Source organism: Phascolarctobacterium sp., from assembly GCF_045124115.1.
In the GTDB taxonomy this organism is placed as follows: domain Bacteria; phylum Bacillota; class Negativicutes; order Acidaminococcales; family Acidaminococcaceae; genus Phascolarctobacterium_A.
This window is the reverse complement of the sequence record NZ_JBGVLF010000004.1, coordinates 63,831-89,709: the sequence shown is the minus strand read 5'-3', so window position 1 is coordinate 89,709 and position 25,879 is coordinate 63,831. Positions and strand designations below refer to the sequence as shown.

The 25,879-nt window shown below is 40.1% G+C and carries 24 protein-coding genes and 1 other annotated feature; of the genes, 6 read left to right on the top strand and 18 right to left on the bottom strand.

All coding sequences use genetic code 11. From position 1 onward, the window contains the following. Positions 1–268 precede the first annotated feature (268 nt). The 14 genes from ACJMM4_RS00805 to ACJMM4_RS00740 form a co-directional block, all read right to left on the bottom strand. Positions 269–2,581 carry an autotransporter outer membrane beta-barrel domain-containing protein gene (locus ACJMM4_RS00805; RefSeq protein WP_405382576.1) on the bottom strand — a complete coding sequence of 771 codons (2,313 nt, stop codon included), beginning with the start codon at positions 2,579–2,581 and terminating at the stop codon, positions 269–271. A gap of 404 nt (positions 2,582–2,985) precedes the next feature. Then, on the bottom strand, positions 2,986–3,471 hold the full coding sequence (locus tag ACJMM4_RS00800) for an HD domain-containing protein (protein ID WP_405382574.1): 486 nt from the start codon (positions 3,469–3,471) through the stop codon (positions 2,986–2,988). A 394-nt stretch (positions 3,472–3,865) separates the two neighbouring features. Beyond that, complete coding sequence (locus tag ACJMM4_RS00795; protein WP_405382572.1) at positions 3,866–6,688, bottom strand: TrlF family AAA-like ATPase; 2,823 nt, start codon at positions 6,686–6,688, stop codon at positions 3,866–3,868. Between the two features lie 4 nt (positions 6,689–6,692). Continuing rightward, positions 6,693–8,399: an AlwI family type II restriction endonuclease gene (locus ACJMM4_RS00790; protein ID WP_405382570.1), complete on the bottom strand. Its 1,707-nt coding sequence runs from the start codon at positions 8,397–8,399 to the stop codon at positions 6,693–6,695. Positions 8,400–8,413: 14 nt separating this feature from the next. Continuing rightward, the gene (locus ACJMM4_RS00785; RefSeq protein WP_405382568.1) at positions 8,414–10,324 is read right to left on the bottom strand and encodes a Dam family site-specific DNA-(adenine-N6)-methyltransferase; all 1,911 of its coding nucleotides are present in this window, start codon (positions 10,322–10,324) and stop codon (positions 8,414–8,416) included. After that, entirely contained in the window at positions 10,324–10,533 is a 210-nt protein-coding gene (locus ACJMM4_RS00780; protein ID WP_405382566.1) for a helix-turn-helix domain-containing protein, read from the bottom strand. Before ACJMM4_RS00780 ends, ACJMM4_RS00785 begins: the two co-directional genes overlap by 1 nt. A 118-nt stretch (positions 10,534–10,651) precedes the next feature. Further along, a complete protein-coding gene (locus tag ACJMM4_RS00775) occupies positions 10,652–11,395 on the bottom strand; it encodes a TRM11 family SAM-dependent methyltransferase (protein ID WP_405382580.1) in 744 nt (247 codons plus the stop codon). Between the two features lie 112 nt (positions 11,396–11,507). Next, complete coding sequence (locus ACJMM4_RS00770; RefSeq protein WP_405382564.1) at positions 11,508–11,885, bottom strand: TnpV protein; 378 nt, start codon at positions 11,883–11,885, stop codon at positions 11,508–11,510. Between the two features lie 24 nt (positions 11,886–11,909). Then, complete coding sequence (locus tag ACJMM4_RS00765) at positions 11,910–13,241, bottom strand: MobA/MobL family protein (RefSeq protein ID WP_405382562.1); 1,332 nt, start codon at positions 13,239–13,241, stop codon at positions 11,910–11,912. Positions 13,242–13,652: 411 nt separating this feature from the next. Then, positions 13,653–13,886, bottom strand: coding sequence for a complexin-2 (locus tag ACJMM4_RS00760; protein ID WP_405382560.1), 234 nt, complete (start codon positions 13,884–13,886; stop codon positions 13,653–13,655). A 101-nt stretch (positions 13,887–13,987) separates the two neighbouring features. Continuing rightward, positions 13,988–15,091 (bottom strand): AAA family ATPase, encoded by a 1,104-nt coding sequence (locus ACJMM4_RS00755; protein WP_405382558.1) that lies wholly within the window; start codon positions 15,089–15,091, stop codon positions 13,988–13,990. Beyond that, positions 15,076–15,414, bottom strand: a complete 339-nt coding sequence (locus tag ACJMM4_RS00750) for a plasmid mobilization protein (protein WP_405382556.1) — start codon at positions 15,412–15,414, stop codon at positions 15,076–15,078. Before ACJMM4_RS00750 ends, ACJMM4_RS00755 begins: the two co-directional genes overlap by 16 nt. Continuing rightward, positions 15,404–16,501: an Arm DNA-binding domain-containing protein gene (locus ACJMM4_RS00745; RefSeq protein ID WP_405382554.1), complete on the bottom strand. Its 1,098-nt coding sequence runs from the start codon at positions 16,499–16,501 to the stop codon at positions 15,404–15,406. Before ACJMM4_RS00745 ends, ACJMM4_RS00750 begins: the two co-directional genes overlap by 11 nt. Position 16,502: 1 nt before the next feature. After that, entirely contained in the window at positions 16,503–16,697 is a 195-nt protein-coding gene (locus ACJMM4_RS00740) for a DNA-binding protein (protein ID WP_405382552.1), read from the bottom strand. 405 nt (positions 16,698–17,102) lie between these two features. Here ACJMM4_RS00740 and ACJMM4_RS00735 point away from each other — a divergent pair, with 405 nt between their 5' ends. After that, entirely contained in the window at positions 17,103–17,600 is a 498-nt protein-coding gene (locus tag ACJMM4_RS00735) for a helix-turn-helix domain-containing protein (RefSeq protein ID WP_405382550.1), read from the top strand. A gap of 198 nt (positions 17,601–17,798) precedes the next feature. Here ACJMM4_RS00735 and guaA read toward each other — a convergent pair whose 3' ends face one another. Next, entirely contained in the window at positions 17,799–19,355 is a 1,557-nt protein-coding gene (gene guaA, locus ACJMM4_RS00730) for a glutamine-hydrolyzing GMP synthase (protein WP_405382548.1), read from the bottom strand. A 224-nt stretch (positions 19,356–19,579) separates the two neighbouring features. Next, positions 19,580–19,792: a binding site (T-box leader), on the top strand. A gap of 98 nt (positions 19,793–19,890) precedes the next feature. On the opposite strand from guaA, the gene leuC reads away from it, so the two are divergent. From leuC to ACJMM4_RS00705, 5 genes are read left to right on the top strand one after another with little or no spacing between them, the layout of a single operon-like run. Continuing rightward, positions 19,891–21,156 carry a 3-isopropylmalate dehydratase large subunit gene (gene leuC, locus ACJMM4_RS00725; protein ID WP_405382546.1) on the top strand — a complete coding sequence of 422 codons (1,266 nt, stop codon included), beginning with the start codon at positions 19,891–19,893 and terminating at the stop codon, positions 21,154–21,156. Beyond that, positions 21,153–21,647, top strand: coding sequence for a 3-isopropylmalate dehydratase small subunit (locus ACJMM4_RS00720; protein WP_405382544.1), 495 nt, complete (start codon positions 21,153–21,155; stop codon positions 21,645–21,647). Before leuC ends, ACJMM4_RS00720 begins: the two co-directional genes overlap by 4 nt. Then, positions 21,647–22,720: a 3-isopropylmalate dehydrogenase gene (leuB, locus tag ACJMM4_RS00715; RefSeq protein ID WP_405382542.1), complete on the top strand. Its 1,074-nt coding sequence runs from the start codon at positions 21,647–21,649 to the stop codon at positions 22,718–22,720. Before ACJMM4_RS00720 ends, leuB begins: the two co-directional genes overlap by 1 nt. 1 nt (position 22,721) lies before the next feature. Further along, positions 22,722–23,441 (top strand): AzlC family ABC transporter permease, encoded by a 720-nt coding sequence (locus tag ACJMM4_RS00710; protein ID WP_405382540.1) that lies wholly within the window; start codon positions 22,722–22,724, stop codon positions 23,439–23,441. A gap of 9 nt (positions 23,442–23,450) precedes the next feature. Next, complete coding sequence (locus tag ACJMM4_RS00705; protein ID WP_405382538.1) at positions 23,451–23,762, top strand: AzlD domain-containing protein; 312 nt, start codon at positions 23,451–23,453, stop codon at positions 23,760–23,762. Positions 23,763–23,835: 73 nt separating this feature from the next. Here ACJMM4_RS00705 and ACJMM4_RS00700 read toward each other — a convergent pair whose 3' ends face one another. From ACJMM4_RS00700 to ACJMM4_RS00690, 3 genes are all read right to left on the bottom strand, one after another. Continuing rightward, the gene (locus ACJMM4_RS00700; protein ID WP_405382536.1) at positions 23,836–24,111 is read right to left on the bottom strand and encodes a Txe/YoeB family addiction module toxin; all 276 of its coding nucleotides are present in this window, start codon (positions 24,109–24,111) and stop codon (positions 23,836–23,838) included. Next, on the bottom strand, positions 24,098–24,364 hold the full coding sequence (locus tag ACJMM4_RS00695; RefSeq protein WP_405382534.1) for a type II toxin-antitoxin system Phd/YefM family antitoxin: 267 nt from the start codon (positions 24,362–24,364) through the stop codon (positions 24,098–24,100). Before ACJMM4_RS00695 ends, ACJMM4_RS00700 begins: the two co-directional genes overlap by 14 nt. A gap of 199 nt (positions 24,365–24,563) precedes the next feature. Further along, complete coding sequence (locus tag ACJMM4_RS00690; RefSeq protein ID WP_405382532.1) at positions 24,564–25,814, bottom strand: SLC13 family permease; 1,251 nt, start codon at positions 25,812–25,814, stop codon at positions 24,564–24,566. Between the last annotated feature and the right edge of the window lie 65 nt (positions 25,815–25,879).

Sequence of the window (25,879 nt, the reverse complement as noted above, 5' to 3'; positions counted from 1 at the left end):
CCAGTATAGAACTGTATAATTTCCTTTTTTAAATTAGCTAATTTAGTCCGTATTATAGGGTATATTGTAAAGCTATCCCTAGAAAAACTTCAGGAACTAGCGAAAAGTTTGAATACCACATTAGTTATGTAACCACACGCTACTATGAAAGCCCTCGTCTCCATACGAGGGCTTTTGCATACAAAAAGTACCTCCAGCGTTCTACCGCAGGAGGTACTTTACTTTTCAAAAGAGATTGATCAACGCAACTAACAATGTTCTTAGCAGATTAGAAGCTGTAGCGTACACCCAGATTCCATTGCCATTTGGTGTCGACGTCGCCGGAGAAGGTCTTTTCTACGTCTGCATATACGTAGGTTGCTTTGCTCAGGTTGATGTTGGTACCAACGCCAACTTCGAACCAACCGCCACCAAGGTCGTCTTCAATGGTCTTGGAAATTGTGCCATCGCTAAAGCTCATGGATGCTTCACCATCGAAATCATACAGGTAGGATGCTTTTGCGTATACATTGCCTGCTGCAACATCTTTGCCTACCAATACGCCTACACGGCCAACGAAGCTATCAAAGCTATCTTGAGAAGCTTTGCCTGCTGCGGTGGTGTAGGAAGCACTGCCAACATGGCCATAAGTCAGTTCTGCTTGAGGTTCTACCCAGAAGCCGTTGCTTTGAGCAAAACGTTTGCCGTACTCTGCGCTCAAGCTGTATGCATCAGCGTCATAATCACCGCTGCCGATACCGCCGTTTACAGTGTAGTCGTTGTCCAAATTGGTGTATTTAGCTACTACGTCAATGTAAGTGCCGTTTTCATTCAGTTTGGTGCCATAGAAAGCGATGCCTTTTTGTTCGATGTCTGCACTGCCTTTAGTGGAGCTTGCGGAAGCATCTTTGTAGGTAATAGCTGCACCAACAGTCCAGTCATTGGCAACTTTTTGGTCATAACCTACGCTGTAGGTGTTACCTTGCATATCAGCTACACCGTATTCGCTTTCAGTGCGGGTCATACGTGCCCAAGTGCCTTGTTCGCCGTTAGCATTGCGCAGTTCACCCATGCGTTGCATCAGAGTGCCGTTGTCTGCACGCCATGCTGCCAAGCCCAAAGCTGCCATGTCAGCGATAGCAGGGTTAGTGGTGTTTGCTTTGGAAGAAATGATTTCTCCAAGAGTACCCAGCTTATAACCAGCAGCTGCAGTATCTTCTTTACTAAAAGTGATTTCTCTAATATTTTCGCCAGTTACTGCGCCTTCTGCTTCTACAATTGTTGCAGTGATGTTAGCAGCATCCATTTTACCAATTTGGTTGGCTACAGTTTCATCAGCTTTACCGGCTTGTGTAGTTACTTCTATGGAACCTTCGCCAGCATTTATCAAAAGTTTACCATCTTCAACGAAGTTTACAGTAGCAGTACCGCTAAATTCACCAACAGTAATATTCTCAGAAGCCTTTTGGTTAATAACAGCATTAGTAGCAGTCAGTTTCTTTACATTACTTGCACCATCATTGTTCCAAGTTGCACCATTGGAGAAGGAAATTTTTGCATCTTCAGTTGCAGTATTAATGGTACCATTCAAAGAGGACTCCGCATTTTTCAGTTCCAACGTCATGCTGCCCGCAGTTTGAGTAATATCGCCCTTAATTTCAACAACAGCTTCTTGAGTATTATTCAGAACAAAATTACCACCAGTTACTTTGATTGCATTAGTAGCATTCTCGCCCTCACGGTTTTGTTTGTCTTCAATAGTTAATTTTTTGTCAACATTAATGGTAAGTTGACCACTATCTTGAACAGCAACCACACCGCTCTTTCTAGCTTCATCACTATCTCTAAATTTATCCTCGCTCAATTCAACAGTACTAGCAGTAACAGTCGTAGAGCCATTATTAATAGCACCCAAAGCAGCCATACCCTCACTGTATACCTTAACAGTACTATCTTCTCTACCAGTAATAACAATAGTAGAATTACCGGTACTCATAAAGCCATAGCCACCATCATTTGTTACTTCAGTATAGGTATTAGATGTCAATTCATTAAAATCTTTAATAGTAAGTTGTGCATTTTCAGCTAAGAAAGTACCAGCAGTAGATGTTCCGTCAACAAATGTAGATTCCAAAGTAATTTTATCTGCATCCAACACTTTTACATCATCACCATTAGAATAAATGGCACTAGCACCTTTAGAAACAATGTTAAGTTCAGCAGCGGTAATATTATCATTTGCAGCCATATAACCAATAGCAGCATCTTTCCCTGTTTGGTTAATAGTTATTTTACTATCACTATTGATAGTAGCGTTTCTCAATACACCCCAATCACTTTCACCTGTTACAGCAGAATTTATTACCAGATCAACACCATTAACAGTAAGTTTGCTATCCATTATAACGTGATTTTGAGCTATACAGTTGTTGATAGTCAAAGTACCACTACCAGATAAAGTATTTTCACCAGTAATCATCTCTGAAACATTATGGATTTTGTCTCCACTCATAGTGTAGTCCGCTGCCATTGCGCTACCGGTAATAGCGAATGCCATCAAAGCGCCCAGCGCCAGACTTCTCTTCATCATTTTCTTTGCCATAAAAAATCCCAGCCTTTCTTTTAACAAAGCTACTTTTTCGGCAGTAAAACTAATCCGAAATACAAAAATTCAGAATAGTTTGGCTGTCAATACGCGACGTACATATAAAGTTCCCAGCTAAATATTCGTCACGCTACACAAGTCCATTATAGCACCCTTTATCCCCCCACGCAACACTTTAACTGTTACAACCAACATCTAGTTACTTTTCTGTCGAATAATGTATCGTATGTTACATATAATAGCAAAATCTATCCGTTATTCTATTTGTGTATTCACTATACGTGTACACAAAAACGGATATATATGGCATTATGCATAAATTCTAATAAGAATATTTTGCAAAATAGCACCATATAACACGAAAAGCTGCTTAGGCACTTTCGCATCTACGCAGCTTTTAACTAAAGTCCAAACATAGTATTTAATATCTTAATCCCAGTCTTTGTGCGGAATACTTTTTCTCTAAAGGAGGCAATCGCATCTGTAGACAAATCGTCCTCATAAGCATTCACCAGAAAATCAGCTTCCAGAAGAATTTGATAATCAAGCCCATCTACATCACTATATGTATGATGATGAGCAATCAAAAAACAAACCCTCTCCACTACTTCGTCAGACAGTGCAAATTCACTCAGCAACTTCCTCGCTTCATCCGGACCAAGCTCTTCCTGATACTTACCATTAGAACTGCCATATTTTGCTTCAGCAAGATGAATCCCAATATCATGTAAAATCGCTGCAATATCCAACGTAAAAAGTTCATCTTTCGCCAACCCCTCAAGCTCTCCTATCAGATGTGCAAAACCATACACCTTTAAAAAATGATGTATTCTTCTAGGATCATTAGCATCATATTCAATCATTTTTGCCAATATTTTTTGAATCATCTTATTCCCTCCATAAAAGCAATCATCAAAACATCCATTGCAAGAAACATAGCTAGCGCCTCTTTATACCTTCTTGATAGCATACGCAACCGTTTTTGTTTAAGGAACTCTGTTCAACGTAAACATTATAGCACTTTTTATAACTATACCAATAATAAAGTTCTAAAAAAGAAGAAAAACCTTACCGACAATCAGCATTCTGAAAGTCAGTAAGGTTTTTATTAAGCCCATTTTAGCCCTGCTTATTCAAACTCAATAACCGAATCTTAATACCATACTTTTTTGTATGGGAAATATTATACATTTTGATTTTCTTTAATACCAGTTATCCAAATAGTATAGGTTATCTGAACTGCTGTTATCATATTGTTATCAAGGGAATGTTATCACTTCCTTATACGTATTTTCTTCTTCTCAAATCAAATGCTGGCATGGTTCCCTCTAAAATGTCTACAACACATTTTTTGATTTCTTCATTTTCTATTGCACCAGATATATATGTAATACTATGGATATTTTTATCCATTTGACAACATACAATTTGCTCTGCATCACATGCAACCGCTATATTAGGATTATGTGTAACTATAATTACCTGCCGTTTTTGTTTCGCTGCACAAATACACGGAACTAATTTATTGTATACTGACTGATTATCTAAATTATCTTCTGGTTGATCAATGATAATTGGCATGCTATTTTGACTTAATGCAAGATAAAAAATCAATAATACGATTCCTCTTTCACCAGGAGATAATTCTTCCAAATTTCTACCTCCCATCTTCAATTTAAAGGAAACCCCGAGATAATCCAATTCATACAAATAATTGTAAAACACACTCTTATCACTAATTTTCTTTTCTGAATTATCAATATCTTCATCGACAGCAATAATAATATTATTAATCAATTCCAAGACACTATCTTCATTCGAAAAATCTGTATTCTTCAATAATTTGCTCATTCGATTATTCGCCTCTGCTTTACCTTTAAAAGCACCTGCATATCGCTGACTGATTGATGATAGAATCTTGTCCGAAAATTCTTCATGAATCAATTGCATTTCCGCTTCAAATTCTATTGTATCCTCTAATGAGCCTAACAACTTAGTAATTTCGCTTTCCACAGGTGCATATATTTCTTCATAAACAGAAACAAGTTTATTTTTCAAAGCAAATAATTCTCTAAATTTCTCATTTCTTTGATTACGAGCTGTAAAATATTCACAGTCCAGACTCTGGTCTAAATATTCCTTCTCTGTCTTAAAATATTCTAAACAATTTTCTGTTTCCTTATTTCCAATAATCTTACGTTTCTCACTCTCCCATTCTTGAATATCATGTAGATATTTTTGATATTTCTTTTCTTCTATATCTGTGGTCGAAATAAGTTCTTTCTTTTTATTTAAAGCTTCATCTAATTTCTCAATTAATCCTTTATCGAAATCACTGCCATTCAAAGTCACTTGTTTTATAGTTTTATCGGTAATAAGTTTATTCTTATAGGTGGATATAATTTTATCCGGCATTTTCAATTCCAAACCATTTTCTTCCACATCCAAAGAATATCTTTTAATATACTCGTAAACGACTTCTCGAACACTATCAAAATCAGCCCTTAATGTTTTTAATTTACCTAAAATCTGTTGTGTATCATTAATAGCTATGTTTATCTGAGTCAAATCATTTTTAATTTGCTCTATCTCAGTTTCTAATACCTCTATCTCAGAATTAATTTTTTTGAGACTCTCTTGATATTGAATATTTTCCGCCTTCTGTTCCGGCTTCGCAACTTCTGCGGGCTTATTTTTTTCATGTCTTTCCAACAGCTCATTGTATTTTTTCAAACTATCACTAATCAAGGCATAATATTGCGTTGTTTTCTTCTTTTCCAAACGAATAATTTGTTCATTCAAATCTTTTATATCCATCTGCAAATTTAAAATTTCAAAATTAATATGCTGAGATTTATTTATAACCAACTCATCTAAATTGGCTGCATTCCCTCGTTCGGTTCTATCTACATATGAAAAGATTACTTTATCTATCTCTTCTTGAAAAACGTTCCCAATATCATTACAAACTTCTTCTATATATTTTTGTGGCAAATATTGAGCATCCTCTATTACTGTCTCATATTCCTGCTCATCTAAAGACTTTTCTTCTGTATGTCCGTCTTTCCACTTTATTTGAGCAATGTAATCAGCTGCAAAATTTTTAGGCATCTTTCTAAAACGATTATCATTTAAAAACGATGCACTTCCCATCGTCTTACATTTACATACTTGCCCTATTATATCTGATAATGCACTCTTTCCACTTCCTTTATTTCCTATTATTGCTACCAATCCAGCATTCAATTCCAACTCAAAATCAAACCAACACATTCCATCGTTTTGAGGTTTATCAATTCTATGTGCAGACAATACATCTATATTTGCTTTTTTATTTCTATTCACTCTGTCCAATGTCGGTGGAATAGTTCCTATATAAACTCTTTCTTTCGGCTGGTAAATACATTGTTTTAATCCTTCAAAAGTTAAATCGGCTTTTATCCACAGACTTTCTTTTGACGAGTAATTTCTCGGGTCATGACAATCAGAACACAATACAATAGGTTTTTCGTCTACCTCTTGAAAAACATATTTATAATAATCATCAATATCTTTTTTTCTACCTACCTCAAAAAAATCAACATTATTTGCTATATCCGCTTTAATAGCTTCCTTTACCGGTAAAGCATTTGAAATTTCTTTGTCTATACCATTCGTTTTCTTTCCGGCATGAATTGACAACAAGCCGCCATGTTCTTTAGAAAAATTCACAATATCTTCAAATGACCAATATATTGTTTCGTCTGAATCTTTTGATTTTGCTTTACTACGTAACATAATTGCATCAAAATCAGCAGATAAAGTATCCAAATCTATTTGCTCAGAAAATATAAGAATTAAGTGCAAATTATTTGCACCTTTATCAGTTCTTAACTCTACTCCTGGGAAGAACACAATATCTGGTTCCAATTCACGTAAATGTTTTATTCTATCTTTATCTATTTTAAAGTGATCTGTAATCGCTACCGCACTAATTTCATTATCTTTTAATGCTTGGCACAATAATATATCCGCATTCTCCGCCTTATATGAACTATCGTAAGATGACGCTGTATGTAAATGTAGATCCCATTTATGCCATTCGGATCCTCTTGTGTTCTTCATAACATTACCCTTCCTTAAGTTCATTAATTTTTTCCGTCACCGTCACATCAATATACCATTTCCACATCGGTGCATCCACCATGTCCCTATTTGATTCACATTTTAAAATCAACGACTGTAATCTTTCCGGCTCCGCTTTTTTCGCCTCAAACATTGCCACAAAGTATCGCTGGAACTGTTCCAATGTTAACGGAACAATATCTAATCGCTGTTTCACATCGCCTTTTGCATACCAAATACCGTGTCTGAAAGTTTCCGCAGTGTTCGTATCAATCTTAACCGCAATAAACATTCCATACACAGGCTTATCGTATTTCAGAACTGCATCGGAAACGTGACGTCTAACTGGTTCACCTTCCATCGCTTCCTGTCTGGATGATGTTGACATTGTAACCTCTGTCAAAATCGTAAAGTTTTCATACTCCCAGTATAAATCACCTTTTCCACCACCTGCTGCTGATACTGGTAAGAAATCTGAATCTAAACGGAATCCACGCACTTCATATGGTTTATTCACCATATGATCGATTGCAAGTGCCGCTCTCCACAACACCCATTCGAGATATGCAGGTGTTTCATCCTTAGGAACTTCTATTGCATTATCTTCGTCATATACAAGTTTACCTCCGCCCTTCATAAGAAGCGACATATAATCTGCAATTTCTCTCCACTGATTGCATTGTTCATTTGCATAAGCGATTTCATCAGTTTGTGCCAAAATACCTTCCAAACGCTGTCTGGCAATATTGATCTCGTTAGAATTGTTTAATGGCAAATCTGAAATATCAAAGACAATATGACGTTCCTTCATCTGCTTCTTCAGATCATCCAATAACACTTTTGCAACATTCATATCATCTGTTGGTAATGGTGCCCCATTGCACAATTTCTGATATTGACACATAAGGGATTCCTGGCACGCAGCGTTCTTTGCAAGTTTCTCTGCCAAAACATGCTTTGCCGGAACAATTATGAGACCTCGTCCTTTTCGCTGAAGCACACCGGAAATACGAAGATATCTCATATTCATATCGCTATAATCCAAGAAGTTATCGTTCTTCTTATCGTAATTTTCGCCTCTTTTTTCAATTTCTTTTTTATCAAACGGACGTTTCGCTGGTGCTTTTTCCCTTCTGTTTCTTAAATCGAGAATATTATCAACTACCTCATTTAGATCATAACTCGGATTAGTTGTATGTCCCCATAATGCAAATTCAATTCGACTAAGCTCTGATGAACCTGTTCTTTTTTCTAATTCCAACATAATAGCCAACAGCCATCTTAATGGTGAAAAATAGCCACCACCATCCGGCATTGGAAATTGTTCCACACTCATCGCACGCAAATAGCATTCTTGAACAGCAGGATAAGTATCTGCTTTTAAAAAAGCCTTACCAAATGGTGTCAGATCATCAAGTGCTCCCAATTCTTCCTGCTTTCCATCTGCTTTTCTCACTTGTGGATAAATAAAACCGTTTTTCGCAAACATCAATCTCCATTTTCGAGCATGACTTCCCGATTCATCTTTTCCGCTCTCATTCTGAATGATACCTTTTTCATTCAGCAAATTCATAAATCCAATTTCCTGTTCTCTTCCACGCAAATTTCCAACAAATGGTGAGTTCGCAAAAACCGAAAAACCTTCTTGGATTCGATTAGGATTTCTTAAGCCGGTATTACCGACCAACCAAATATCAATTTTTTCGTTCATAATATAACCTCTTATCAAAATCCAACAAACAGATATTCCTGAACTCTATTTCTATTCGTTTTTGCTCCATTTTGGTTTCCAAAAGAGTAGGTATAGTCTATCGGAATAACTTCTACATGTTGTTTGTATTTCGCCATGATTGCAACCATTTCATCCTGTGTAGGCAAACTGTTCGATGAGTAGGATACAATCAAAATACTATCCTTGAACTTTTTAAACAACTGATCGAAAGCGTCCGCAGCACCCTTCCTTGTAGAAAACGGTGTCGGATATGACTTGAACTTCTTCGTCAATGTATTCTGTTGGATTTCCACGCCTTTCCAATCTCGTGCTAAACCTTCCACAAAATGATAACGTCTCACGTATTCATTATCAGAGAGCGGAGAATAGTATGGCGGATCAATATATACAAGGTCTGGAGTTCCTGCTTTGAGCTCCATTGCATCTCCATGTTTTGCCTTATTCACTTTTCCATTATCAAATACCGCTTTGTTTACAGCCTGTACCGCTTCTAAAAACTGTTGTTCTAACGATTTTTTTAAATCTTTACGACCATCGTTATATCTATCTCCGGTATACGTAAAAATTCCACGAGGGCGCTTTTTAGTACATGCTCGAATCAATGCTGTCATCGCAATCGCATGTTTATATGGGTCTTTGATGGAAGCAATATTCGTTCTTATAATATCTATTAAATCATTTTCCTCATCTGTATAATACAAGCCCTGAAATGTATCTGCAACAAAGTGATCTGACTCTTTAGATGGTATTAGTAATTTTTCAGCCTCTTCAGCAGGCAAAATTGTTCCATTATTTTCAATCATAGCCTTTGCAAATGTTGCAGACATAGCCATATAATCATTACTGATTACTGATTTCCCTTGAGTTTTAAACATATAACCAACAATGCCGGAACCTGCAAATAAGTCAACTACTGTGTCAAACTCAAATTGTGACGCAACCGACCAAATCTCTGAAAGCAGTTTGCTCTTGGAACCCATAAATCTTGTTGCTGGATATTTGCTCATCTGCTCAGGCAATGGTTCCGGAACCAGTTTAATCATCATTTTTCTTTTTGGAGGTACTGTTACAATAATATCCTCCCCTTTTCTATTACTTCCGCTGCATGAAATATATCGTTTCGTCTGAATCACTTCAATATTGAATGGTTCATACAATTCATGTACTAATGGATGATTAGAATTCGTCAAAATCACATGACATCCTAATTCCTGCAGACGAAATACTTCTTTTGCCAGTTCAACATGATCTTCTTCGTAAAACTGCTCTTTTGTATAGCGCTTAAAATCAGCATATTCGGAAATCGGCAAATATGGTGGATCTAAAAAAATAAAGTCTCCTGGTCTTGCATATTCCTTTAATACAGATAAATAATCTCCACAAACTATATTAGCCTTCTGCAACACTTCTGCTGCCGCATATAATACCTCTACATCGCAAATATTAGGAGATTTGTATCTTCCAAACGGAACATTAAACTTACCTTTTTTATTTACACGATAAAGTCCATTAAAGCAGGTTTTATTCAAATAAATGGTTCTTGCTGCCGCCTCTGCCTTTGACAAATCCTGCCACTCTAATGCTCTGACCTCGTAAAACATTTCCTGTGTATTTTCGTATTGTTTCAGATATGTAATTACTTCATCTACATTTTCAGCAACTTGAGTATACATATTGATCAGTTCTGGATTGCTATCCGCAATAACCGCATCATTCGGATTCAATGCAAAAAACATTGCTCCACCACCAATAAACGGTTCAATATATCGTCCATATGAAGCAGGTACTTTAGGCAATAAATCTCCCAACATCTGCGTTTTACCGCCTGCCCATTTTAATATGGGCTTTGCCTGTACATGACTTTTCTTTTCGAGTGCTCGCTCTGCCATAGTATTTCCTTTCATTATGACTCAATCTCCGTAATTTCCATAATGTCACTTATATCGCATTTCAAAGCTGTACATATCTTCAACAATACATCTGTAGTAACATTTTCATTCTTTCCTAACTTAGCCATTGAAGCATGGCTAATTCCTGCTGCAACACACAAATCTTTTTTCTTCATATCCTTATCTATTAATAATTTCCACAATTTTTTATAACTAATTGCCATTTCACACCTCTTGCACCTACATAAGCGGACATTAATTCTCATTACCTTACCCACTAAGTATACTCCGAGAATTCAGCAAAAGCAATCACAAATTCAGCGTTTGCTGAATTTTATTTCTTTACTGCTTTTCCAATACAAATATGTATTCATGTGCTAACATCAGAAAATTTTTCTTCTTTTTCTGCCAATATTCTGTCGATCTACAATTATGCTGTTCCTTGATTATGATTTCTTTTAATTTAAAACCAGATTCCAAAAATACATTCATACTATCCATTCCTAAAGGACGAACATATCCTTTCTCCCGTACATCACCGATCATATACGCACAAATAGCATTTTTCTTCAAAACTCTATTTGCTTCTACTGCTACATCTTTCATTGCCAAAAGAAACTCCTCATATTGCAAATGAGACATATCCTCCGGAATGCTATCACTGTATTCAATAATATCGGCATATGGCGGATGTGTACAAATCATATCAATACTGCTATTTTTAATAAATGATAAATCTCTTGCATTTCCCTGCCGTGTGAAAATTTTTGAATTTGTTTGAATTGAAAATTTCAGATTATAATCAGATAATTTGATGGCGTCTGGATTAACATCAATTCCAATGGCATTTCTTCCCAAAAGTTTCGCCTCGATCAATGTTGTTCCACTTCCCAAGAATTGATCCAATACCCAATCGTCTTCTTTGGTATATCGTAAGATAAGATTTCGTGGAATATAAGGTGACCAATTTCCTCTATATTTCCCTGAATGCGTTGCCCATTTCCCTCTATCCGGAAATGACCAGATTGTGGATTCCTCCAATTTAAAGTTTTCAGGTCCTTCTCTTATAAAAATCCTTCCTTTCACTGTGTAGTTTGTTTTATAATCATAACTGTTTTGTGTATTTCTGTCTATTAAAACAAAATTAAATTTTAAGGAAGGCAAGCAACAATCTTGCCTTCCCTTAAGCCTTCAAAAATCAACAATAAATCATTTCCTTCATAATGATTTCATCCACCCTGCTCCTGATGCCATTCATCCTCCTCACCCATTCGTACCTGTTCTTTTGCTTCAGTTCCTCTGTCACATTTTCTTTTTCCATTAACTGCTGCATCATCACATTTCTGCGTTCCGTTGCCTGCTCATTCAAATCAGCCAAATACGACCACAGTTGTCCTGTCAGAATCAAATCATCAAACACCATCGGCTTAACCTGCCGCAGATATTCTCTGTGCAGTCTTCCATAATGTCCGATACTTCTTTTTTCTTCCGGCAACTTCATTTCCGGAAGATAGTAGTCACCTACCAACACATATTCAATTCCATTTTCAGAAATTCGTCTTTTTAATTCCTGCATAGTTTTATCCTCGTCTTTCTATTATTATTCAATTTCCATGCCCTTTTTCGGTACATTCTCCCTGCGTTTGCCGGTTAACTTGTAGGCTTTCGCCACTTCCTGATACTTTCGTATGTCAGCACGTGTACTTGCTCTTTTTTCAGATATTTGCTGCGAACTTACTTCGCCATTTTCAGTCATCTTCAAATACACCTCTACAAGCACTTTTGATTTTTTAAATGCTTTCATAAAACTGTCCACGCTACGATATCCAGTTTCTGTTACAATCCGATTCAACGACTTACTCTTTTCTGTTCGTTCCGATATCAAACTGCTGATTTCATTCATCAAAAGTTTTTTCTCTTTCAAATGAAAAGCTCCCGAAATCCCTGTTAATTTATTCAAGCGTTCTTGCTTTTCTGCAATCTTCGTATCAATTTTATGAATTGCTTTTTGGATTGCCAAAAGATTTTTTCTCACATCCTGCATTTCCTGAAATTCTTCCATATCCACCTTTAATTCCGGCTTCTCCGAAACAACAACTGCACGAATCTTTTCCAAAAGAACAGCAACCGCATTCTTTAAAATCTGTCGGAGTAGTCCAGGCTTCTGACCTTCCTTTTGAATAGAATCTCTTACCGGCAGACTGATATTTTCTTTCTTAACTTCTGCAATCTCCTCTGATGAAACACCCGCTACCAATGCTTCATCCACCGTCCGATTCCATTCCTGTCTTGCATCATTATCTGCAGACATTTCTTCCGCCTTCGGATTATTCTTACCTATCTTTTTCGTTGCAAGATATGGTCCTTCCGGTTCAAAGACGCTTAATTTTTCAGCTTCATCAGTTACCAGTTGATTCATCAAATCTGTATACATCAGCTTCACTTCTTTCAAGAAAGACTGTTGTTTAAACTTTTCTTCCTTGCTGTCAAAATAACTCATCTCATAAATTTCGCCTTTTGGAATTACATAACAGCCAGAACGAACATCCCCATTCTCATCCTGAATCTCCTTTTTCGTACGAACATGTTTTCCTTTTTCGTTATAAAACATATTCCGACTGGCACGTTTGATCAGCTTCTGTTCCAGAACATTTCTCTCACTGTAAATCAAATGAATATGATAATTGGTTTTCTTTTTATTGTGATGCAAAGCCGCTGTACATTGCACACCATAAGTGCTTCGGAACTGTTCTGTAAATAATTGCAGTAACAATTTTCTATCATATCTCTGGAAACTTTCCGGCAAAGCAATGACCAGTTCCCTTGCTTCGATGCATTGTCCTTTCGAATTGCTTCGCTTAAAATCATATCGATTTTGCTCAGCAAGTTCTTTCCAAAACTCTGGTTCTACTGTGGAATATGTTTCATACAAATATTCCTGCCTATCCGGATTGCTGATATAATCAACTCTGCCACATACATTATCCAGTTTATATTGTCTGATAAACGAATGTCTTCTTGCTACAATCCTCGCCCCCTTTTATGAGTGATATCATAGGATATCGTTTACGAACATTTTGTGCGTAAACGCACCATTAACAAATGCGTTAGCATTTGAACTGACGGAATTTTCCGTCAGTTCCCCCGGAGGGCGAAATACCATTTGTCATAAATCTTCAGATTTGTGCAAAAGGTGTATTTCGCTCTCAGACGCCGAGGGCTATTCATTTGTTCCTGCTCCCATGATTTTTTTATTTTTGGTCGTTTCCGACCTGTTCCAATTCTTTGTTTTTCTTTTACAGAAAGCGTGACACGCTTCTGTTTTCAACTGACAAGGAACTGTTTACCATCGAAATGCTTCCAGCACTCCCCGTCTGTCCAAATATTCTTTTCTGGCTGCTTCACGTTCTTCTTCTGATGATGCAGTCTTAGATTTTGTGTATAATTCACGCATAACCAGTGCATCCAATTTCTTTTCCAAACCTTTTTTTATATCAAGTTCACAGGATTCATCTTCCATCAAATGATATTTCAGCATCTGAAAAAATAATTCATAAGATATCTGTACGTTCTTCATAGCACGCATTCCCTCCGTGACGGTAATGACGATTATGACGATATTATTCATACCGTTCAGCAATCTAAAACATCGTCATTACCGTCATAATCGTCATTCTTCTAATTTTCAGAAACAATACTTACTTTCTCATTATTAAAAACCGATAGACAAAACTCTTTCTTTTCCGGTGTCCTCTGCTTCGGTTCATATAAAATTCCGTAGTCTTTATACAAGCACCCCGCTTTTACATTCAACTTTCTTACCAGTACGTTTGCCTTAACCGAAATATCCGGAATCCTTTCAAGAAGTTCTGATGCGGTTCCTGTCCATGGTTCTTTTTGTTCTTTCATAAATGATGCTATTTTTTCAAGCAGTGGATCTACTGGATTAGAGATATTTTCTGTTTCCGCTTTCGTCTTTTTCCAGACACATCGTTCTCTGTCAAATTCCAATGTCAGCTCCTGATCCTGCTGATCACGTCCTACAATATTCATAACTGCTGTATTGTCAGTCCGTTTTTTCTTTTGCATGATAAATGCACCATCAGCAGCACCAAGAAGTCCATTTGTTCCAGAAATCATATCGAAGCTATCCTGTGATTCCATTTTTCTCGTATGATGAACAGTCAGCAGACAAATATTATGACTATCGCTAAACGCTTTTAATCTGGTTACAATCTCATAATCGTTAGAATAACTGTAATGTTCCCCTCCGGCTTCACGAACTTTCTGCAACGTATCAATAATAATCAACCTTGCATCCGGATGTTCTTTCACAAATTCTTCCAACTGCATATCCAGACCTTCATTTAACGTTTTCGACTTGGTTGCCATATAGAAATGATCGCTGCTCTCCATATCAAACATTCTCGACAACCTTTGCTGCAATCTCGCATAATCATCCTCCAATGCCAAGTACAAAACCGAACCTTGACACACCGGATAATCCCACAGCGGACTTCCCATGGAAACGTGATATGCCAGCTGTGCCATAAAAAATGATTTTCCAACTTTCGGGGCACCCACAAACAAGTAGGTGCCGCAATTCAGAAATCCGTCTACCACCGGAATTTTCGGTGGATATACTTTTTCATATAATTCTGTCATTGAAATTGCATTCAAATCTGCTATAATTTCATTGTGTTTATTACATAAAGGCTGTTCCCCTGTTGCGCCAACAACTGGAATCGGAACAGTCTTTTCTTTTGCTACTCTTTTGTCCACTCCGTTTCCTCCTTCATTCCATTCATAATCTCCGCAAGAAACATAATCACTTCAATTAAATCACCATTTACCTGTTCTCCAACTTCGATACGTTTTAGTTCCTCCAGTATACTTTGAAACTCATTTTTAAGAGCCTTGTATACTCTCGGATTACCCTGAACCACAATCGCTTTTTCCTGTAATCTTCGAATAATATAATCCTGCTTGGTTAAGCCGGACGCTCTTACTGCCGTTTCAAGCATTGCATCTTCCTCCGGTGAAACACGAAATGCAACTGTTTTATTTCTCCATCTTCCCTGCTTATCCATTACTTTATCTGACATCCTCCATTTCCCCTTTCTCTGCTCTTTCCATATCCAGTTTATTTGCCATTTCATCCTGTTTTGACGGAAACAGATGTGCATAGCGGTACGTGATTTTTTCCCCACTGTGCCCCACTCTTTTTCCAATCGCCAAAGCGGTAAAACCTCTGTCAATCAGGAATGAAATGTGTGAATGTCTCAAACCATGAATTTTAATTTTCTTCACACCGGTTTCCTTGCATCCTCTCACCATTTCTTTTGCCAGGTAATGCTTTGTTACCGGAAACAATCTGTCTGTATCTTTCAGATCGTAAAACATCTTCATGCAATCCTGCATTTCATCACACAGGAATTTCGGCATCTTAACCATTCGATTGCTCTGTTTCGTTTTTGGCGGAGTAATTACATCCTTTCCATTCAGACGCTGATAAGACTTATTGATTCTCAACATCTCATTTTTGAAATCAAAATCTGCCGGAGTCAGCGCAAGCAATTCTCCTTCACGAATCCCACACCAGTACAGCAGTTCAAAAGCATAATAGGATAATGGCTTGTCCATCATTGCCTCTGAAAATTTCAGATATTCTTCCTTTGTCCAAAATTCCATTTCCTTACATTCTTCACTTCCCATACACCCTGCTTTCAATGCCGGATTGGAATTCATATCATAATAACGAACTGCATGATTAAAAATAGAACTTAACTGTGCATGAATGGTTTTCAAATACGTTGGCGATAATGGTTTCCCATTTATTCCGGTTAATTTACGCATTTCATTCTGCCAGTCAATCACATCTCGTGCCGTGATTTCAGAAAGTTTTTTCTTTCCCAAATACGGTAAAATCTTGGTGCGAATAATGTGTTCTTTTGTCATCCATGTGTTTTCCTTTAATTTCGGACGAACATCTTTTTCAAACAGTTCACAGAAACTTTCCAACGTCATGTCAATATCTGCTGATTTCTGCAGCAGGAACTGTCGCTCCCACTCCTGTGCTTCACGCTTCGTCGCAAATCCTCTCTGGCATTTCTGTTTTCGGTCGCCTCTCCAGTCTTTATAACGAACCATCACATACCATGTTCCGTTTTTATCATTCTTGTATACTGGCATCCTATTTCCCCCTTTCATATGACTTCGTACCATAAAAGTGTTCGTAAAAAAATTTACGGTCAACTCTACCAGCGATGGTATGACAACCGGATTTATCCAGTTCCGCATTCATTTTACGAATCAGCTTATACGCATACGGAATTGATACCTCAAGTACCTCTGCCACCTCATCTACTCTCATAAACATTTTCTCCATAAACTACCTCTCTTTCCTCTTTTTGTACTTGTTTTGCCGTTCTCTCCTTACTGTTTCCTAACAGGCAACCCTGCTCGGCGCTGTGTCGTTTTCACTTCCTTGGCAGGCTCCCTTCACGAGTTCATCACCTGCTTCCCCGGATTCGTGTATCAGTTTGGTCGGTCATTCAGTTTTATTTTTTTGTTTTGTTTTTTCACTCGTACTATACTTATTTGTATCGTATTTATATGTTAGCACAGCTTATTATACTTTGCAAGTGGATTACAAGCTATTTTCTAAATTTTTTTATATAATTTTTATCAGAAATTATATTTTTATGTTTTATATCTTGATTGTACCAAACTAATATGCTATGATATCTCTAATCAAACAACTAATATCACTCTTTTTGAAAGGAGATTTTCTATGGCTATTGGTGAACGCATTCACTTTTTCCGTAATCTTCGTGGCATGACACAAAAATTTCTCGGTACTTCTGTTGGTTTTAGCGAAAGTCAGGCGGATGTCCGTATCGCACAGTATGAAACCGGAAAACGCAATCCAAAAGAAGTTTACTTAAATGCTCTTGCAGATACGCTCGGTGTTGCACCCGAAGCATTAAATGTTCCGGACATTGACACATATATTGGACTCATGCACACACTATTTACATTAGAAGATATCTACGGTTTAAAAATTGATGATCTGGATGGAGAAATTTGTCTGCGCCTTGACCGCCACTCCAAATCATATCCACAAATGTTCGATCTTTTCTACTCCTGGAACCGCACTGCCGAAAAGCTGCGTCGTGGCGAGATAACTAAGGACGAATATGATGAATGGAGATATCATTATCCAAAACATGAAACAGAACGATTCCGTAAGGAAGTGCTTGCTTTTCGTGAGGCAAAAAACAATAAATAATCCATCTGGGACGACAAAAAGGCTTAACTGAATTTTTACGTTCAGTTAAGCCTTTACTATTTGTTTTTCACATTACCTGTAAACCACTGGTTCACAGAAAAATAAATGCTGTAAAACTACTGTTATCAAATTGTTATCAAAATGCTTTTTGTAAACTCGAAAGTCCGCATAAATACTGACTTTTCCGCTTCTTGTTAATTATTCAAACTCAATAGTAGCAGGGGGTTTAGTAGTGTAGTCAAAGAGTACACGGTTGATGTTCTTAACCTCGTTGACAATACGGTTGGCAGCAGCAGTAATGGTTGCCGGAGGCAGCATGGTAACTTCCGCAGTCATAAAGTCAGTGGTGGTTACAGCACGCAGAGCGATTGCATAATCATAAGTACGACCATCGCCCATTACGCCTACACTGCGCATATTAGTCAGCGCTGCAAAGTATTGGCTGGGGCGCTCGCTCAGAGGCAGCTTGTCCACTTCTTCGCGGTAAATAGCATCTGCATCTTGGACAATAGCAACCTTCTCAGGAGTAATATCGCCAATAATGCGGATTGCCAAACCAGGACCGGGGAAGGGTTGACGGGAAACAAGATGTTCCGGCAAGCCCAGTTCACGACCGGATTGACGAACTTCGTCCTTGAACAAATCGCGCAAAGGCTCAACGATTTCTTTAAAATCTACAAAATCAGGCAGACCGCCAACATTGTGATGGCTCTTAATGGTAGCAGATTCACCGCCCAAACCGCTTTCTACAACGTCGGGATAAATGGTGCCTTGCGCCAAGTAGTCAACTGCACCGATTTTCTTAGCTTCTTCTTCAAATACGCGGATAAATTCTTCGCCGATAATCTTGCGTTTCTTTTCCGGTTCGGTTACGCCAGCCAGTTTGCCATAGAAACGTTCGCGGGCATCCACGCAGATAAAGTTAATATCAAATTGACCGCCTTCGCCGAAAACAGCGCAAACTTCTTCACGCTCGTTTTTACGGAGCAGGCCGTGGTCTACAAATACGCAGGTCAATTGTTTGCCAATAGCTTTTGCCAGCATAGCTGCACAAACGCTGGAGTCAACACCGCCGGACAAAGCGCACAGCACTTTGCCGTCGCCAATGCGTTTCTTCAAATCAGCAACAGTTTGCTCTACGAAAGAATCCATCTTCCAAGTTCCGCTGCAACCGCAAACATTATATACGAAGTTGCTCAGGATTTTGGTACCATTATCGGTATGGAGCACTTCCGGATGGAACTGTACTGCATACAGCTTACGCTCAGCGTCCTCTGCAGCTGCTACAGGGCAGGCAGGAGTGTGGGCAACAATCTTGAAACCGGGAGCCAGCTTTTCAATATAGTCGTTATGGCTCATCCAGCATACGTTCTGGTCAGGCAGACCTTGGAACATGGGGCTGGTAGTATCAAGATCAACAAGAGTTTTACCATATTCACGCTCAGGAGCAACGCAAACATTGCCGCCCAGCATGTGCATCATCAATTGGCTACCGTAGCAGATACCCAGCACGGGTACGCCCCAAGTGTAAATTTCCGGATCGATGGTGGGAGAATCAGGCAGATAAGCGCTGTTAGGACCACCGGTGAAAATAATGCCCTTCAGGTTCTTTTTAGCTTTAATTTTTTCTAAATCATGAGTATAGGAAACAATTTCGCAATATACATTGCATTCACGTACACGTCTAGCAATCAGCTGATTATACTGGCCGCCGAAGTCGATGACGAGAATGAGTTCTTGTTCAGTAGTGGTCATGCTATCTCTCCTTTTATCGCAAAGTCTATATAGATAAATGTTACCATATTAAGGATAAAAAAGCAATTAAAAGCACTGGTAAAATTCCATGTACACCTTCCCCTGTACACGCACACACCATGCAAAATATCGCCAAATGTGAAAATTATACTTGACAAATCAGGCGTAAATTGTCATAATGAGAGGAACACGATGTAGTGTTGTTACCAAAATCAATACTCATAACAAATGCAATGAACGGGAAAATTTACCTGGCCCAAGGCTTTAGAGAGACGGCGTTTGGTGCAAGCCGTCACCATCCAGGCAAAGAAGCTCACCCGCAAGCAGTCATTCTGAACTAAGTAGGAATGAACGCCAGGCAGCGTTAGGCCATCGGAAGCAAGTCGATAAAAATGAAGTAAAATTTAGGGTGGTACCGCGAAACATTCGCCCCTATCTGTGGAAGCAGGTAGGGGCTTTTTTATTTACCACCATGGTAACTTGAAGTAGTTTTTAAAATCATTTACTTATATGAAGGAAAGTGGAGGTATTCATCATGGGAATGACAATGACTGAAAAAATTTTAGCCAAGCACTCTCACCGTGACAGCGTTAGCGCCGGTGATCTGCTGGTTTCCCAAGTAGACCTGGTATTAGCAAACGACATCACCGGTCCCCCGGCAATTACTGAATTTGAAAAGATTGGCAAGCCTGTTTTCGATAAAGACAAGATTGCTCTTGTTCCTGACCATTTCTCTCCCTGCAAGGATATTAAATCTGCAACCATGTGCAAGCGTATGCGCGACTTTGCTCGCAAACACAATATCACCAACTATTTTGAAGTTGGTCACATGGGTATCGAACACGCACTGCTGCCGGATAAAGGCTTAGTTGCTCCCGGCGAAATCGTAATCGGCGCAGACTCCCACACCTGCACCTACGGCGCACTGAACGCACTGAGCACCGGTATGGGCCAAACCGATATCGGCTGTGCTATGGCCAGCGGTACCACCTGGTTCAAGGTTCCCCAAGCAATCAAGGTTAACCTGACCGGTACCCTGCCCAAATATGTAAAGGGCAAAGACATCATCCTCACCATCATCGGTATGATCGGTGTAGACGGCGCTCGTTACCAATCCTTGGAATTTGCAGGCGAAGGCATCTCCCAACTGAGCATGGCTGATCGTCTGACCATCTGCAACATGGCTATTGAAGCAGGCGGCAAAAACGGTATTTTCCCCGTTGACGAAAAAACCATCGAATTCCTCAAAGAACGTGGCGTAACCCGTCCTTGGGAAGCAGTTACTGCCGACGAAGATGCAGAATATTCCCGTGTACTGGATATCAAACTGGACGAACTGGTTCCTGTTGTTTCCTATCCTCACCTGCCGGAAAACACCCACCCTGCAAAAGAAAGCCATCATATTAAGATTGACCAAGTCGTTATCGGTTCCTGCACCAATGGTCGCTTGGAAGACTTGGAACAAGCTGCAGAAATCCTCAAAGGTCACAAAGTTTGCGACCATGTCCGCATGATCATCATTCCTGCTACCCAGGAAATTTATAAAGAAGCTATGCATCGCGGTTACATCGATACCTTCATCGATGCAGGTGCAGCAGTATCCACTCCCACCTGCGGTCCCTGCCTGGGCGGCTACATGGGCATCCTGGCAGCAGGCGAACGCGCTGTTTCCACCACCAACCGCAACTTCCGCGGTCGTATGGGCCACGTAGACAGCGAAGTTTATCTGGCTAGCCCCTACACTGCAGCAGCCAGCGCAATCGCAGGCTACATCACCAGCCCTGAGGAGGTAGTAAAATGAGCAAAGTATGGCGTTATGGCGACCACATTGACACTGACGTAATTATCCCCGCAAGATATTTGAATATTGCCGACTTCAACGAATTGGCAGAACACGCTATGGAAGATGCCAAGGAAAACTTGGTAGAAAACTTCGCTGCAGGCGTAAAGCCCGGTGACTACATCGTTGCCGGCAAAAACTTCGGTTGCGGCTCCAGCCGTGAACACGCTCCTGTTGTTCTGAAGGTTAAAGGCATTAAATGCATCGTTGCTGACAGCTTCGCCCGCATTTTCTACCGCAATGCTATCAATATTGGTCTGCCCGTATTGGAGATTGGTGCTGATGTTGAAAAAATCCAACCCGGCGACACCATCGACGTAGATATGAATAAAGGCGAAATCAAGATTACTAACAGGGATATTGTTATTAAAACCAAACCCCTGCCGGAATTCATCCAAAAGATCGCTGACTGCGGCGGCCTGATCAACTATGTTAAAGGAGAACACAAATAATGAAGATTTGCTTACTGCCCGGTGACGGCATTGGTGTAGAAATCGTTGATGCAGCTGTTGAAGTATTGGACGCTGCTGCTAAAAAATTTGGCTTTGAAATTGAATATGACAAGCAATTAATCGGTGGCTGCGCTATCGATGCAACCGGCGTTCCCCTGCCGGAAGCAACCATCGCTGCAGCTAAAGCTGCTGATGCAGTTCTGCTGGGCGCTGTTGGCGGTCCCAAATGGGATAACGTTGACCCCACCATCCGTCCGGAAAAAGGCCTCTTAGGCATCCGTAAAGCATTGGGCCTGTACTGTAACCTGCGCCCCATGACCGTTTCTAAATTCACTGCTCATCTGTCCCCCTTGAAGACCGAACGTGCTGAAGGTGCAGACCTCTTGATCGTTCGCGAGCTGACCGGTGGTATTTACTTTGGTGAACACAACGAAGCACACCTCAATGCTGACGGCGTAGAAGAAGCTAGCGACGTTGAACTCTATACCCGTCCTGAAATCGCGCGTATTGCCCGCTTTGCTTTCGAAGCTGCTAAAAAACGTCGTGGCAAAGTTACCAGCGTTGATAAAGCCAACGTATTGGGCTCCAGCCGTATGTGGCGTAAAATCGTTGCAGAAATGCAAGCAAAAGATTATCCGGAAATCGAACTGAACAATTTCTATGTTGATAACTGCGCAATGCAGCTGGTTCTGAACCCCAAACAATTTGACGTAATCTTGACCAACAATATCTTTGGCGATATCCTCAGTGACGAAGCCAGCACCATTGCAGGCAGCATCGGTCTGCTGCCCAGCGCAAGCTTAGGCGATGGCACCGGTATGTACGAACCCATCCATGGTAGTGCTCCCGACATTGCCGGTCAAGGCATTGCCAACCCCTTGGCAACCATCCTCAGCGTTGCTATGATGCTGCGCTACAGCCTGAACCAAGGCGAAGCAGCAGATGCTATGGAAGCAGCTGTTGAAGCCGTTATGGAACAAGGCTACCGTACTCCCGACCTGTATGCAGAAGGCTTGAAGAAAGTTTCTACCTCTGAAATGGGCCATCTTGTTGCAGCAGAACTGCTGAAATAACATGTACATAAAAAAATTGGATAAGCCTAGTGCATCTTCTCCCTTTTGGGAGGGGGTGCATGACGGCATTCCCATCGGCCTCGGTTATTTTGCCGTGGCCTTTTCTCTGGGTATTATTTGTCGCAGTAGCGGTTTCAGCGTTTTCCAAGGCTTTTTGGCAAGCCTGCTCAACAACACCAGTGCCGGTGAATTTGCTGCAATAACCCTGATCGGCGCAGGTGCAGGCTATCTGGAAATCGCCCTTGTTACCCTTATCGCTAACGCCCGCTATTTGCTGATGAGTTGCGCATTAAGCCAACGCTTTAGTCCGGATACGCCTTTCTACCATCGTTTGGCAGTAGCCTTTGCGGTTACGGACGAACTTTTTGGCATTGCCATTGCAAGAGCAGGAGCCCTGCAGCCCATGTACTATTACGGTGCTATGTGTATGGCTATTCCCGGTTGGTCCCTTGGTACAGCTATGGGCATTATCGCAGGCAGCCAATTGCCAGGCCGTCTGGTCAGCGCTTTAGGCGTTGCTTTATACGGCATGTTCTTGGCAGTTATTATCCCCCCTGCCAAAAAGAGTCGCATTATTCTTACAGTAGTATTGGTCAGCTTCGCAGCTAGCTTTATCGCTAACTATTGGGATGTTTTAGCTGCATTAAGCGGCGGCACCAGAACTATCATTCTGACTGTAGCTATTTCCGCTCTTGCTGCAATCCTGCATCCCGTCAAATAGGAGGTCATTATGGAGCACAATATTTATATTTACATTGCCATTATGGCCCTCGTCACCTACGCTATCAGAGTTCTTCCCCTCACTCTGATCCGCAAGGAAATTAAAAATCCCTTCATTCGTTCTTTCCTATACTACGTACCTTACGTTACTTTGGCAGTAATGACTTTTCCTGCTATTGTCAATGACACCCAGCATCCTGCGGCAGGTGCAGCTGCACTGCTTGTCGGCATCGCCACTGCATGGCGCGGCCTTTCCTTATTCCAAGTAGCCTGCTTCTGCTGTGCCGTCGTCTTTGGCATAGAGCTGCTTTTAGTACCCTAAAAATCCCCTCAAAAAAATAAAACACCAAGAGCTATACGCGTTCTCTACGTATAACTTTTGGTGTTTTTTATTTTTATTCCATATTCTTACTATAATGGTAACGACAGGCGAGAATATATATAACGTCTTCGTCACACCTATAAATAAGCCTGTCTTTATTATTGATGCGCCTACTCCAAAATCCGGCTAAAGGTCCAACAAGCGGTTCCGGTTTGCCAATTCCAACATTTCCGTTACGACTGATATCATCCAAAAGCTGATTAATCTTTTTAACGGTTTTCTTGTCTTCTCCCTGCCAATAAAGATAATCCTGCCAAGCATTTTCAGTAAAGCATTTATTTTTTGCCATATTCTTCTTCCACATCATGCACAGCCATGCGGCCTTGCTCAAACTGCCGTTTAGATTCCATGAGCCAATCATAGTTAGCAGGGTTGCCCATGATATGCAAATTTTCCATAAAATTATTATACGCTTCTTCGGAAATCACCACCACATTCTTTTTATCCTTGCGAGTAACGATTACAGTCTCGTAATCATCGGTTACTATATCTAATATTTTTTTCATATTTTCACGCAAAGTGGAATAGTTAACAGCTAACATAGGGCTTCTCCTTTTAAGTACAATATTTTGTACTTCCATTATAATCCCTTCCTTTCTTAAACGTCAATAAAAAAAGCACTTGCCGAAAGCTCAGCAAGTGCTACCGATTTACACAACCGGGCAAGAAACACAGAAAGCATCTCCTGCAACTGTTGTAATTATATCATATTTTCTCATTAAAATAAACTTATTTTTACATTTATAACAACCAATGGTATAGGCCAAAATAAGCACACAGGCTTAAAAAGGCTACGCCCAAAGCAGAAATCATGAACATTTTGACGAAGAGATGATGCTGCTCCTCGTAAGAAGCACCTGCAGCAGAAGAATAAGCAGCCAATGCCAACGCACCACCAGTAGAAAGAGGGCTGATACCTGCAGTATTGCTAATCATAGTAATAGCAGTTGCCAATTCCAGCGAACTTACGGCACCATTGAGCTGTGCTACAATATGGGGAATCGTAGGAATCAGCGTGGGCATTACTACACCGCTGGTGCTGCTAAACCAGCTCATAAGACCGGAGCAAACGCCCATAATGGACACCGCCGTCTTTTCGTTCATCACAGAAACCAGCGCGCTGCTTAACATCTTAATCCCGCCTTGGTCAATAATAATATGCATCAACACGCCAACACCTGTAATCAAGAGCAATGTTCCCCACGGGATACGCTTCAAAGCTTCGCCCTCGTCGGACACATGCAGGAAGCTGAGTACAGCAGCAATAGCAAAACCAACCAAGCCAACATTTATATGGAAAACCATAACCAGCACTACCATAACGATAATACCTGCCAAAGTAATTTCCTGTTTAGCATTAAAGGGAGGAGTTTTTTCGTGGATAATGCTTTCATCCATGCGCAGTTTATAACCACCCAAAAGAATATAGACAACAACAGCGTAAACAGTGGAGGACAAAACACCATTCAGCAAAAACTGTTTTTCAATCCCCGTCAAGCCAAACTCTGCACACAAATTGATACCGATAATACCCGTTGCCGCCAAAGGTGAAACACCGCCGCCACTGGCACCTAAAACCGTCAGCGCTGATAGCATAGCAGGATGAATGCCCATCTCCGCTGCCAAAGCCATGGAGAACACCATCATAATCGCCATAGTAGGCACAGTACCAGGACCAAGAGCAGAAAGAACCGTAGAGAAAACGTAGATAATAATGGGCACCAAGTAAACACGCTTCCCGGCCAAAGCTACTACCTTTTTCGCCAATAAATCTAGGCAGCCATTGATCTGCGCCAAGCTGAACAAATAGGTTACACCCAAAAGCATAATAAATAGGGAAGAATTAAAGCCTTTGATAATCTCCTTATCGGAAATGCCCGCCAACCGCCCCAAAACAAGAGCAAAAGCGATACACAAAAGACCTGTGTTCATCTTACGGAAGAACCCTAAGAAAATGGCAACCAACAGCATCACCAAAGATAGCAAGGCCATACAGCAACACCTCCACATCGCTTGCAGCACTACTGCCACAGCATTATACGACCTCTCCATTATAG